The organism is Corynebacterium pseudogenitalium, assembly GCF_024453815.1.
In the GTDB taxonomy this organism is placed as follows: domain Bacteria; phylum Actinomycetota; class Actinomycetes; order Mycobacteriales; family Mycobacteriaceae; genus Corynebacterium; species Corynebacterium pseudogenitalium.
This window is the reverse complement of the sequence record NZ_CP072934.1, coordinates 1,494,880-1,507,396: the sequence shown is the minus strand read 5'-3', so window position 1 is coordinate 1,507,396 and position 12,517 is coordinate 1,494,880. Positions and strand designations below refer to the sequence as shown.

The window sequence follows — 12,517 nt, the reverse complement described above, 5'->3', positions numbered from 1 at the left end:
CCTCCTTGAAGTTACCAGCCACCCTAGTAGCTCAAGACGCACTTAGCTGCGGACGCGAGAATCACAAGAGAGAGGGAAGCCAACCGAATAGCGCATGACGTGCTCCGGATTGGCGAACGCCAGAACTTCCTCCAAGGTGGCGTCGAAGACGAAGAGTTCTTGCTGATCGCGGGAATAGAACAGCAATTCGTTGTGCGGCATGAGTACGCGATCAACGTGAGCATAGAGCGTCGAGAAGAGTTGCGGGTGAGCGAGCCAAGACGCCGCATACCCAGCAGAGCTTTGCACCTGAACTCCCTTCGGTGCTCCGAACCCTAGCGAATTTTCCGCTGGCAGGTAGTCCAAGATCACTCGGCCCTCGAGAAGATCGGTGCTCAGCATGCGCGCAGCTGAGTTCCACGCCTGGTGGACCGTCAAGCCCATCGCGCCAATGGACTGGTGCGTCAGGCCCTCCACCGAATCTGAGTCAAAGACGCACACCAACCCGGGCGCCAAACTGATGTAAGCGGTCGAAGCCCCGAAACCTGGCGTGAGCCACGCACGCGAAGAACTCGACGTGACTTCACAACGTCGGGCCAGACGGGGGAAAATGGGTACAAGCATTGAAGGGGCGCACGGAGCGGGCATATGAGTAGTCATATGTACTTAGACCGTTCAAACCCGCCGATGGTTCCCAAAAAGTTTTAAAACGGTGGCTGCTCGTTCAACCCCAAGGCGTCCAACAACTTGTCGGCCTTCCAGAGTGCTATGTCTTGGCCCTGCTCAATAAGCTGCCGAGCGCGTTTTTCCTTCGAGGTCATTGACCCCCATTCGCCAACAACGAGGATGGTGGTCTTCTTCGTCACGTTCTTGCCCACCTGGCCACCCTGAGCAGCAATGCCTTGCCACAGCGCACCCTTATCAAATGGAGAAAACTCACCGGTCAGCGTGACGTGCTGCCCAAACAATGGCGAGGAAGCATCAGCATCGAGCGCCGGTTCTGGCACCGTGTCCGGGGTTGCCACCGCTTGCCACGGAGCTGGCTTGCGACCCTTGCTCTGCTTCGGCGTGCTCTTTCTAGAGGGGCCCGCTTGGTTGCTTCCAGCAGGTGCAGGAACTGCAGCGGCAGCTGCCTGCATGCCTCCCTTGGCGATGCTTTCTGCTTGCAGTGCACGCCCCGCGCCGGATCGGTCCCTGAGCACTGGAGTCACCCGATGAGAATCGATCGAGCCCAAAGTGAAGCCAGCGTCATGGACAAACCCAACAAGTGAACCCTGGTAGTGCGCCCGACGGGCCAGGCCAACCATGATGCCCGCACAGGCTGCAGCATCCGCGCAGGCGTCGTGGTGCTGCTCCAGCGGCACGCCGAAGTGAGACGCCAAGGTGGGCAACTTGTGGTTCTCAACATCAAGGTCGCACGAGCGCGCCTGCGCCAACGAGCATGCGAAGAGCAACTGTGGCGCATCAATCCCGACTGCACCAGCAGCTTGAAACAGTGCAGTGCTATCAAAATGCGCATTGTGAGCCACAAGGGGGAGGGAACCAGCGAACTCGACAAGTTGCGCAATACAGTCAGCCACACTTGGTGCGTCTGCCACGTCCTCCCGACGAATCCCATGAATAGCGACGTTGTGGGGGTCAAACTCGGCCCACTGCTCCGGAGGCATACACAACCAAGAAACGCGGTCAGTTTCTACACCATCAATGACTTTCACTGCACCGATCTGACAGATAGAACCCCACCTCTGGTTGGCAGTTTCCACATCAAACGCAACGAAATCAAAGCCAGGAAAACCGCTTGAACCGCTTCGCTGCGCGTCCTGCGTCGGGGCGTCGCCACGCTGTGCAGCAGAAATAGCATCCTCGAGCTCGCGCATCGCAGCGCCCGCGCCAGGCGCAAAAACAACGTTTACAACGATGTCGCTACACGTGATACTGACGGTGCCCGTGCTCCAGTCATCGCCTTCGGTCAAGTCAACCTTTGTGATTGCCTCTATCGGAATGCGCGTGGGCTCGCTGGAGCCAGCCAGCGCCGCCTCCAAGGGGGTTGGGGTGACGACCAGCTCCGTATTCGAAACACTCAACGTCGCACGGCTAGCAGTAATCACAGCGTATGGCTCCAATCAAAAATCCGGTAGGCGGGTAGCACACATACTACTCACCCACCGGACATGAAACTGACGGCGGTCAAGCCCCTGGAGTTAGGCGTCCTCGCGAACCGGGGCACCTACCTGCTTCAGCACAACGGTAGAGCGCGCCGGGACGACTGTGGTCTCCGAGGCGCCGATTGTCAGCGTGCTCGCCGGGTAGCCAAGTTGCTCAGTTGTATCGATGAGCACCTCCCAGCTTGATCCGAACTCCTGTGGCAGAAGCGTGAATTCGATGTCTTCGTAGTGGGCGTTGAACATCAGAATGAACGAATCATCTCGCACACGCTGACCGCGAGCATCCGGCTCGGCGATAGCGTCGCCGTTGAAGTACACCATCAAGGCCTTGCCGAAGGCGAAGTCCCAGTCGGACTGCGTCATGAGTTCGCCGGAAGGAACTAGCCAAGCAATCTCGCGGTCGACCACATCCGCGCCAAGCGCACCGCCTTCCAAGAACCGACGCCTGCGGAAGACCGGGTGAGCCTTGCGGATCGCGATCAGGCGCTTTGTGAATTCGTGCAGCTGCTCGCTGTCGTCGAGCTGTGTCCAGTCCATCCACGCAATCTCGTTGTCCTGGCAATAGACGTTGTTGTTGCCACCCTGGGTACGTGCCAGCTCGTCTCCATGAGAGATCATGGGCGTGCCTTGGGAGAGCAGGAGCGTCGTCAAGAAGTTGCGACGCTGCTGGGCGCGCAACTGATTCACCTCGGGGTCATCCGTCGGGCCCTCGACGCCACAGTTCCAGGAACGGTTATGGCTTTCACCGTCGCGATTGTCTTCGCCGTTCGCTTCGTTGTGCTTGTGGTTGTAGGAAACCAAGTCATTGAGCGTGAAGCCGTCGTGTGCAGTGATGAAATTAATTGACGCAGTCGGGCGGCGATCGTTGTGCTGGTACAGGTCCGAAGAACCGGTCAGCCGCGATGCGAACTCACCAAGTGTCGCTGGTTCACCACGCCAGAAGTCGCGCATTGTGTCGCGGTACTTACCATTCCACTCGCTCCACAGCGCAGGGAAGTTACCAACTTGGTAGCCGCCCTCGCCGACATCCCACGGCTCGGCGATCAGCTTGACCTGGGATACAACCGGGTCCTGCTGGACCAGGTCGAAGAACGTTGCCAGACGATCGACGTCAGAGAACTCACGCGCAAGGGTCGAAGCTAGATCGAAACGGAAACCATCGACGTGCATCTCGGTGACCCAGTAACGCAAAGAGTCCATGATGAGCTGCAGCGAGTGAGGGTCGCGCACGTTGAAGGAGTTTCCGGTGCCTGTGTAGTCCATGTAGTGGGACTTGTCGTTGTTCACGAGGCGGTAATAGGCCTCATTGTCGATGCCGCGGAAAGCAATGGTGGGGCCGAGGTGGTTGCCTTCAGCAGTGTGGTTGTACACGACGTCAAGGATGACCTCCATGCCTGCTTCGTGGTACGCCCGCACCATGCCCTTGAACTCGGCGACGGCGTCGCTCGGCTGTGCAGCAGCTGCGTAGTTGTTCTCGGGGGCAAAGAAGCCAAAGGTGTTGTAACCCCAGTAGTTACGCAGACCAAGGTCGCGCAGACGCCCATCCTGCAAGAACTGGTGGACAGGCAGGAGCTCGACAGACGTCACACCCAGATCCTTGAGGTAATTGACCACTGCTGGGTGTGCCATGCCTGCGTAGGTGCCGCGGAGGTTTTCGGGTACGTCAGGGTGCGTCTGGGTCATGCCTTTGACGTGGCATTCGTAGATGACGGTTTCCTCATCCGGGATGCGTGGTGCGCGGTCATCGCCCCAGTCGAAGAACGGGTTGATGACGACAGAGAGCATCGTATGGCCCAGCGAGTCTTCTTCGTTGCGGCCCGTTCCGGGAGCGTCTGCGTTGATGTCATAGGAAAACAGCGAAGAATGCTGTGAGAACTCGCCGTCGAAAGCGCGCGCGTAGGGGTCGACGAGCAACTTGTTCGCGTCGCAGCGCTTGCCGTTCGCTGGATCCCACGGACCATGGACGCGGTAGCCGTAGCGCTGTCCAGGTGTAATTCCTGGAAGGTAGGCGTGCCACACGTGGTTGTCTACCTCTTCAAGTTCGATGCGAGTTTCGGCGCCTTCGTCGTCGATAAGGCAAAGTTCAACCTTCTCCGCAACTCCTGAAAAGAGCGTGAAGTTTGTTCCGGCACCGTCATAGGTAGAACCTAGCGGGTATGGGGAACCAGGCCACACGACGATATCGTTCGCGGGCTTTGGGGAAGTAGAGCTTTGAATCATAAGGAATCACCATAGTGCACCCCCGGGGGTTCCCGCATTGCGAAACCCTCACCAGCCTGGCAATCAGCAGCCCGCTTGCAGCCCCCGAATGATGAGATCGACGGAAAATGCGAACGAGTCGTCCCTCTCAATGGTCTGTGATTGTGGCAACGTTTCGCTTGCATTCGTAGCCGCTACCAGCTGGGATTCAGTTTGCTGGACGAAGGCACTGCCAAGGATCAGGTGTAGGAGAGCATCGGCGGTTGCGCGGAGCTGAGGTGTCGACGCCCCTTCGATTTCCATAGCCAATGATGTGATGAAAAAGCGCTGGAGTTGGGAGTGTATCGGAGACTCCGGATTGCCTACTGCTGTGACCGTCACCTCAGCGCCATCTCGAATGCTGAGCAGGCAGTTACGGAGCATTCTGGCTGCTTCACTCGTGGATGCGGCTGGTGAGGAGGGGGTTGTGAGCGGCGCAACGATGTGCTCTGCCAGGCGAGCCACAAGGTCCTGTTTGCTTGCCACATGCCAATACAGCGCTGACGGTGCGACGTCGAGCTCCTTGGCGATCCTGCGCATTGACACATCGGCTAAGCCATATGACCTGAGTAAATCCATCGCAGTGATCGTGATCTGATCCACGGACAGGTGCATGTGTGCCTATGTTACCTGTCTCACGGTGGAGAGGGGGTGGACGTTTACAACGAGTTCACAGAGAGTGTTCAGATACTTTGTACCGGAGCGTAATTGGGCCAGCAGAAACGAGTGGTTAAAATTGGCATCAACGATTTTTAACGTAACAGGCCGGGTACAACCGTTGTGCTGGTCGCTGTAAGGAGAGATACGTCGTGAGGATTTCCACCACTGGTTCCAAGGTTGCTGCAGCTGCAGTAGTTGCGTTGGCGATGTCATTGACTGCGTGTGGCTCTGATGACGAGACCGCGGGCGGCGGACTGTCCACCGCTGCCAGCGCTCCGAATTCGACGGCTTCCGAGAAAGATAAGTCCGAGAATTCGGCGAAGGAAGAGCCGAAGAAGGACGAAAAGGGCGAGAAGAAGTCCGACGACAAAAAGCAGACGGAGGCACAAGGGGAGCCTGGCGCGATCCCAACGATTGCGAACCCGTTTGAGGACGGAGAGTTCGCTGTTCCAACCTTCGAGCCAATCGAGGGCGGTAAAGAAGGCACCGAAGAGCAGCGCAAGGAAATGGAGGAAGTGGTTCGCAAGGTGACCAACCCGGAGTCCTTCGAAAAGTGGACGCGCGTCATCTTGGATAACTCCTGTAAGAAGATCACCGAACCCGCACTGGAAGAGATGGAGCGCCAAGGCGTTTCCCTCGAGGTGATTGAGCAGGCTGCCCGTATGCAGGAAGAGGCCGGTCAGGCGATTGAGATCCCGAAGACCGAAATTTCCCTGAGCGACGTCCGCGTTGATGGCAACCATGCTTCGGCGACAGTGAAGTCGAATAACTCCGAGGGCGAAAAGACCCAGACCCAGCTCTTCACGCACGAAGACGGTCGCTGGAAGCTGTGCAACTAGCACAGCGGCTCGACTCCAGGCCGCGCGCCACGATCCACGCTGGCGCCGGCCTGCTTTTCGTTGGGCTTGTCAGCGGTGTAATCGGTGGGGCAGCGTGGGCGTGGTTGCGTCCCCCGATAGTGACCGTTGTGTCGGATGGATCGTTCATGATCGATGAAACGGAAACGATCCAGAATGCGCAGTTTGCTGGGCTGGGCTGGCTAGCGGTGGTGTTGTTGGTAGTCGGGTTGGTTGTCGGTGCTGCGGGTCGAGCGCGTCAAGGCGGGGGCCAGCTCGCATGGTTTGTCTGGCTGCTCATCGTTGCCGCGCTCGCCGGATACGTTGTATTGGCGGTTGGCGGAATGGTCTCGGGCTGGCTCACAGCTTTGCCTGAGCATGCAGACGGCTTCCAGGACGGTCAACGCTTCAGCGTGTTTCCGATAGTTGCCCCGGGAGTGGCGTTGTGCCTTGCGCCATTCGTCACAGGACTCGTCGCGTGGTCGAGGATGGTGATCCGCGCAGTCGACACCCCCGAAATAGTGTGAACTACCTTATTCCCTTGGTGAAAGCTCTGGGGTGACGCCTTTTTTGGCCTGAACAGCTTTTTCGCGCCTGTCGGAGAATACAATGGCTGCGGTACGTATTGTGCTCATTTGTTGAATCTGGGAGACACGAAAATGCTGAGAGTTACCGACCTCCGGGGGACAACCCCAACGACCGCCGAACTTCGCAGGGCACTGCCACGTGGTGGCGTTGATGTCCATGCCGTGCTTCCCGCAGTTACGCCGATCGTTGAAGAGGTTCGCGTAGGCGGTGCCGAAAAGGCACTCGAATACGGAGAGAAGTTCGACGGGATCCGTCCAACATCCGTGCGGGTGCCGTCGGAGGTGATCAAAGAGGCCGTCGACAAGCTTGATCCTGCGCTGCGCTCCGCGCTTGAAGTCGCGATCGAGCGGATTCGCAAGGTACATGCTGAGCAGAAGCCGCAGCCACACACTACGACGCTTGCGAATGGCGCAACTGTCACCGAGACATTTATTCCTGTTTCGCGCGTGGGACTTTATGTTCCAGGTGGAAAGGCAGTGTACCCCTCGAGCGTGCTCATGAACGTGATTCCTGCGCAGGAGGCGGGGACGGACAGCATGGTGGTCTGCACTCCTCCTCAGGAGGAGTTCGGCGGCTGGCCGCACCCAACGACGCTCGCCGCGTGCGCGCTGCTCGGCGTCGATGAAGTGTGGGCAGTCGGTGGTGCCCAGGCGATTGCATTGCTGGCGTACGGCGATGATGCCCACGGCCTGGAACCAGTTGATATGGTGACCGGACCGGGGAACATCTACGTTGCTGCCGCGAAGCGCGTAGTCAACGGCACGGTGGGCATTGACGCGGAGGCCGGCCCAAGCGAGATCGCGGTTATCGCCGATGATAGCGCGAATGCGGAATACGTGGCGCTCGATCTGATTTCGCAGGCAGAGCACGACGAGCAAGCAGCTAGTGTGCTTATCACCGACTCAGAGGCCCTGGCGCAGGAAGTCGGCCAACTCGTTGAGCAGCGCTCGAAGGAAACGCTCAACGCTGAGCGCGCCTCTACTGCGCTGGGCGGTAAGCAGTCCGGCATCATCCTGGTCGATGATATTGAGAAGGCTGTCGCAGTCGCAGACGTTTACGCAGCAGAGCACCTGGAGGTGCACACGCGCGATGCTCGCGCGGTTGCGGAGCGAGTTCGAAACGCGGGCGCAATTTTCGTCGGGCCATACTCACCGGTCCCACTCGGTGACTATGCGGCTGGCTCGAACCACGTCTTGCCGACATCCGGGACGGCGCGCTTCAACCCCGGCCTGTCCACCCTGACGTTCCTGAAGCCTGTCAATCTCATCGAGTACGACAAGGCAGCGTTGGCGGAGATCGCTGAGGACATCATGGTGCTGGCTGCGGAAGAGCAGCTTCCTGCACACGGTGAATCCATTAAGGCACGAGGAAACGGAGCTAAGTAAGTATGTCTACTGATCCCTCGACGATCGCGAAGGGCGTCACGCTCGAATCGCTACCACTTCGCGACGAGCTGCAAGGAAAGAACCCATACGGCGCCCCACAGTTGAAAGTGCCTGTCGCGCTGAACACCAACGAGAATCCGTACCCGCCCTCTGAGGCGTTGATTCAGGACCTGGTTGCCGAGGTTGAAGCAGCGGCACGGTCGCTCAACCGCTACCCAGAGCGCGACGCCGTGTTGCTTCGGGAAGACTTGGCTGCATACGTGTCGAAGCAGACGGGCGTCCAGGTCAGCAAAGACAACATTTGGGCCGCAAACGGTTCGAACGAGATTTTGCAGCAGCTGTTGCAAGCTTTCGGTGGCCCCGGACGCAGTGCCATGGGGTTCGTGCCTAGCTACTCGATGCACCCAATCCTTGCGGCGGGAACGCAAACCGAGTTTATCCCGATTGATCGCAACGAATCTTTCGATATCGATGTGCAGCAGGCCGTGCAGGCCGTCGAAAAGCACGCGCCGGACGTCATCTTTATCACTACGCCGAACAATCCAACTGGCGGTGAGACTGCACTCGAAGACATCGAAAAGATTGTTCAGGCTGCACCTGGCATCGTGATTATTGACGAGGCGTACGCTGAGTTCTCGGATTCCCCGTCCGCAACGACGCTGCTGGCAACGTATCCAGAGAAGCTCGTTGTGTCGCGCACGATGTCGAAGGCGTTCGATTTCGCAGGCGCGCGCCTAGGGTACTTCGTTGCAGCACCGGCGTTTATCGACGCCGTCATGCTGGTTCGCTTGCCGTACCACCTCTCGGTGCTCTCCCAGGTCGCTGCACGCGTGGCGCTGAAGCACGCCGGGGACACGCTCGCGACGGTTGACAAGTTGGCGCAGGAGCGCGTGCGCGTGCAAGCAGCGCTGGAAGAGATGGGCTACAAGGTTGTGCCGAGCTCGTCGAATTTCATCTTCTTCGGCCCGTTTGGCGACGCCACTTCGACCCATGCAGCGTGGCAGCAGTTCCTCGACTGTGGCGTACTCATTCGTGACGTTGGCGTCGCAGGTCACCTGCGAGTGACGGTTGGACTTGATAGCGAAAACGATGCCTTCCTAGAGGCAGCAAGAAAGGTACTTCATGGCGAATAGGGTAGGGACCGCACACAGGAAGACGTCTGAATCCGACATCACTGTGTCCATCGATCTCGACGGCACAGGCGTGACTGACATTGACACCGGATTGCCGTTTTTCGATCACATGCTCACCGCATTCGGAGCCCACGGTGCTTTCGACCTCACGGTGAAGGCGAAAGGCGACACGGAGATCGATGCCCACCACACGGTGGAAGACACCGCCATCACGCTCGGGTGGGCGCTACTGGATGCGATCGGGGACAAGCGTGGCATCCGCCGCTTTGGCTCGATGCTGTTGCCGATGGACGAAACGCTCGTTGAGGCAGTTGTAGATCTGTCTGGGCGTCCGTACTTTGTGATGAACGGTGAGCCGGAGCATATGGATTGGCAGGTCATCGGCGGACACTACGCCACGGTGATAAACCGTCATTTCTTTGAGACGCTTGCGTATAACTCCCGAATGACCTTGCACGTGAATGTGCGCTATGGTCGCGATCCGCACCACATTACGGAAGCCGAATTCAAGGCTGTGGCCCGCAGTTTGCGAGCTGCAGTGGATGCAGACCCAAAGATTACGGGTGTGCCGTCGACAAAGGGTGCGTTGTAGGTGGGAGGCATTCCAGCAAGTATGGGAGTGCTTGGCCTCTTCGTGTTGGCGGGTGTGCTCGCAGGCGGAGTGTGGTCAACGTACCAGCGTGGATTGAGGGTGCCGACTGCAGTGTTAGCCTTGGCTACTGCGCTGGCGCTCGCATTCGCGATCATGGCAATGATGGAGGTTATGTAGTTTGAAGTTCTTCCCACCAACACCGCTTACTGTTGAGGAAATCAACTCGGTCTCGAGCGTTTGGAAGGCACGCGGCATGAAGCCCGTCCTGCTCGCGGTGATGGCAGCGTTCGCCGCATGGGCGGTGCTGCTACCGGTGATTCCTACGGCGGTGCTCGATGCAGGAGGAACCGAAACGCTGGCCGGGCTTACCACCGGCGTGTTCATGCTCGCTACAGTGCTTACACAGATGGCGACACCTGCGCTGCTGCGCAAGTTCGGGTTTGGCCTGATTATGGGGCTGTCTTCCTTGCTCTTGGGTGTTCCGGCGTTCGCCTACGCGTTGGGAATGGAAGCTGGAACAGTGCTGACTGTGAGCGCGATCCGCGGTGTTGGGTTTGGCGCGCTGACGGTAGCGGAGGCAGCCGTCGTCGCTGAGTTGGTACCGCGTCGCTTGCTGGGGCGGGCGACCGGCACGCTGGGCATCATGGTGGGCTTGTCTCAGATGGTCGGCTTGCCGACGGGCCTCGCCCTGGTCAACGTCATTGGGTATAACGCGGTGTATTACATTGCAGCGGGCGTAGGCCTCATTTCATTGGTGGCATGCATGTTCATCCCAGCTGTGCCACAAGCAGACCGCGACGAGCTGAGCGTGGCGCACGTCCACGTACCGATGTGGCGGCTTGTGTTTGTTCCGGGCATGGCCTTGATGTTCGTCACCTCAGCGTATGGCGCAATTACTAACTTCCTTCCCGCGGCGATGCGCGATCTCGATCCGGCCAAGGGAGCGGCGCTTGGCGGTGTGATGCTGGGCGTGATGAACTTCGCTTCTATGTTGTCGCGGTACGCAGCGGGTCAGGTCATGGACCGCAAGGGATACCCAGGCAGCATTCTCATTCCGTGCCAGTTCATTGCTGCAGGTGGTGTCTTTCTCATCGCGCTCATTCTGCTTCTTGATCTGCCGGTGTGGTGGATGGCGTTGGCAGCGTTGATCTACGGTGTTGGATTCGGCGCGGTACAGAACGAGGCGCTCACCCTGATGTTCTATCGCTTGCCCCGTTCGAAGAGCTCTGAGGCCTCTGCGATTTGGAATATCGCATTCGACGGAGGAACAGGTCTGGGGTCGACGATGTACGGCATGTTGCTGACAATGATGATGTTTACTCCGATGTTTGGTTTGGCGGCGGCCGTGATCCTTATTGGCGTAGTTATTACGTTGCTGGATAGGCAGCTGGGCAAGCACCGTGTCGTCGAAGTTAATAACTTGTCCGTGCGGCTGAAAAATGTTCAGCCCCCGCGCCTTTATCGGCGGAACGGGCGCTAGAATTAGTCTTCATGACTGCTAACGACATGCCACAACCCCATGTTGCGCTGCTCGACTACGGGGCAGGAAATATCCGATCCGCTCAGCGTGCGCTAGAACAAGTTGGCGCGCGCGTCAGCGTTACTGCCGATCCAGCGATCGCGGTGGAGGCTGACGGCCTGTTAGTGCCGGGGGTTGGCGCGTTTGATGCATGCATGCGTGGGTTGCAGGCGATGCAAGGGGGGCGCATCATCGGACAGCGTCTTGCAGGTGGTCGTCCTGTGCTGGGTATCTGCGTTGGTATGCAAATCCTTTTTGAGCATGGAGTCGAGCATGGCATTGATACCGCTGGATTAGCAGAGTGGCCGGGGACCGTTGAAAAGCTCCAGGCTCCTGTGCTTCCACACATGGGGTGGAACACCGTCGACATAGTTCGCGGCTCGCGCATGTTCGACGGCATTAATATAGACGAGCGCTTCTACTTCGTGCATTCGTACGGCGTTCGCGAATGGACACTGAAAGCGGATGAGTTCATTGCGCCGCCACTTGTGCACTGGTCGGAGCACGGTGGAGATAAGTTTGTGGCTGCCGTCGAAAATGGCCCGCTCTGGGCGACGCAGTTCCACCCCGAGAAGTCTGGTGACGCAGGACTTCATCTCCTGGAAAACTGGGTGAAGACTCTGTAGCGAGCGCCGAACCTGGCTGAGTTAGATTGGATAAGATGAGCACCATGACTTTTACCTTGTTGCCTGCTGTTGATGTTGTTGAAGGTCAGGCCGTGCGGCTGGACCAGGGGGAAGCTGGGACGGAGAAGAGCTACGGGGATCCCCTGGAGGCTGCTCGTCGCTGGGAAGAGCAGGGGGCGCAGTGGCTGCACTTCGTGGATTTGGACGCCGCGTTTGGGCGTGGCTCGAACCATGAGTTGATGGCGGATATCACTGCGAAGCTGGGTATCGCTGTCGAGCTCACGGGTGGTATTCGTGACGACGCCACGTTGGAGCGGGCCCTTGCCACCGGAGCGAAGCGCGTCAATATTGGTACCGCGGCGCTACAGGATCCGGAGTGGACCTGTAAGGCAATTGAGCGCTACGGCGACAAGATCGCGATTGATATCGCGGTGCGTGAAACTGATGGTGAGTGGCGTACGAAGGGGAACGGCTGGACGTCCGACGGCGGTGATCTGTGGGAGGTTCTGGAGCGGTTCGATGCCGCTGGCTGCAGCCGTTTCGTGGTGACCGACGTGAGCAAGGACGGCACGCTAGCGGGGCCGAATGTTGCACTGTTGCGGGAGGTCGCCGCAGCGACGGACGCTCAGATTACTGCCTCGGGCGGAATCGCGACTCTCGACGACGTCGTAGAAGTGGCCCGGTATACCGATGAAGGGATCGACTCCGTCATTATCGGCAAGGCTCTCTACGAGAAGCGCTTCACGCTGAGTGAGGCGCTGGAGGCCGTCGCAAAGGTATCGAAGGGCGAGTAAAC

General features: G+C 58.7%; 13 protein-coding genes. 9 read left to right on the top strand and 4 right to left on the bottom strand.

Translation table 11 applies throughout. The features are described from left to right. Positions 1-42 precede the first annotated feature (42 nt). The 4 genes from KBP54_RS07275 to KBP54_RS07260 all read right to left on the bottom strand — a co-directional run bounded on the left by KBP54_RS07275 (position 43) and on the right by KBP54_RS07260 (position 4,997). Positions 43-456: a hypothetical protein gene (locus tag KBP54_RS07275; protein ID WP_252930768.1), complete on the bottom strand. Its 414-nt coding sequence runs from the start codon at positions 454-456 to the stop codon at positions 43-45. Positions 457-683: 227 nt separating this feature from the next. Then, complete coding sequence (locus tag KBP54_RS07270; protein WP_256005158.1) at positions 684-2,087, bottom strand: exonuclease domain-containing protein; 1,404 nt, start codon at positions 2,085-2,087, stop codon at positions 684-686. 93 nt (positions 2,088-2,180) lie between these two features. Then, entirely contained in the window at positions 2,181-4,364 is a 2,184-nt protein-coding gene (glgX, locus tag KBP54_RS07265) for a glycogen debranching protein GlgX (RefSeq protein WP_256005156.1), read from the bottom strand. 63 nt (positions 4,365-4,427) lie between these two features. Beyond that, the gene (locus KBP54_RS07260; RefSeq protein ID WP_256005154.1) at positions 4,428-4,997 is read right to left on the bottom strand and encodes a TetR family transcriptional regulator; all 570 of its coding nucleotides are present in this window, start codon (positions 4,995-4,997) and stop codon (positions 4,428-4,430) included. A 194-nt stretch (positions 4,998-5,191) separates the two neighbouring features. Between KBP54_RS07260 and KBP54_RS07255 the strand changes: the two genes are divergently transcribed. From KBP54_RS07255 to priA, 9 genes are all read left to right on the top strand, one after another. Then, positions 5,192-5,881 carry a hypothetical protein gene (locus KBP54_RS07255; RefSeq protein ID WP_256005153.1) on the top strand — a complete coding sequence of 230 codons (690 nt, stop codon included), beginning with the start codon at positions 5,192-5,194 and terminating at the stop codon, positions 5,879-5,881. Then, the gene (locus tag KBP54_RS07250; RefSeq protein ID WP_256005151.1) at positions 5,872-6,405 is read left to right on the top strand and encodes a hypothetical protein; all 534 of its coding nucleotides are present in this window, start codon (positions 5,872-5,874) and stop codon (positions 6,403-6,405) included. Before KBP54_RS07255 ends, KBP54_RS07250 begins: the two co-directional genes overlap by 10 nt. A 132-nt stretch (positions 6,406-6,537) precedes the next feature. Next, positions 6,538-7,851, top strand: a complete 1,314-nt coding sequence (gene hisD, locus KBP54_RS07245) for a histidinol dehydrogenase (protein WP_070362248.1) — start codon at positions 6,538-6,540, stop codon at positions 7,849-7,851. A gap of 2 nt (positions 7,852-7,853) precedes the next feature. After that, positions 7,854-8,984 carry a histidinol-phosphate transaminase gene (locus tag KBP54_RS07240; RefSeq protein ID WP_256005149.1) on the top strand — a complete coding sequence of 377 codons (1,131 nt, stop codon included), beginning with the start codon at positions 7,854-7,856 and terminating at the stop codon, positions 8,982-8,984. Beyond that, positions 8,974-9,576 carry an imidazoleglycerol-phosphate dehydratase HisB gene (gene hisB, locus KBP54_RS07235; protein WP_070478835.1) on the top strand — a complete coding sequence of 201 codons (603 nt, stop codon included), beginning with the start codon at positions 8,974-8,976 and terminating at the stop codon, positions 9,574-9,576. Before KBP54_RS07240 ends, hisB begins: the two co-directional genes overlap by 11 nt. After that, a complete protein-coding gene (locus KBP54_RS07230; protein WP_168156151.1) occupies positions 9,577-9,753 on the top strand; it encodes a hypothetical protein in 177 nt (58 codons plus the stop codon). It begins immediately after the preceding gene. 76 nt (positions 9,754-9,829) lie between these two features. Further along, positions 9,830-11,056, top strand: coding sequence for an MFS transporter (locus KBP54_RS07225; RefSeq protein ID WP_083290931.1), 1,227 nt, complete (start codon positions 9,830-9,832; stop codon positions 11,054-11,056). Positions 11,057-11,067: 11 nt separating this feature from the next. Then, positions 11,068-11,721, top strand: coding sequence for an imidazole glycerol phosphate synthase subunit HisH (gene hisH, locus KBP54_RS07220; protein ID WP_256005147.1), 654 nt, complete (start codon positions 11,068-11,070; stop codon positions 11,719-11,721). Positions 11,722-11,765: 44 nt separating this feature from the next. Then, the gene (gene priA, locus KBP54_RS07215; RefSeq protein WP_071572488.1) at positions 11,766-12,515 is read left to right on the top strand and encodes a bifunctional 1-(5-phosphoribosyl)-5-((5-phosphoribosylamino)methylideneamino)imidazole-4-carboxamide isomerase/phosphoribosylanthranilate isomerase PriA; all 750 of its coding nucleotides are present in this window, start codon (positions 11,766-11,768) and stop codon (positions 12,513-12,515) included. Positions 12,516-12,517 lie beyond the last annotated feature (2 nt).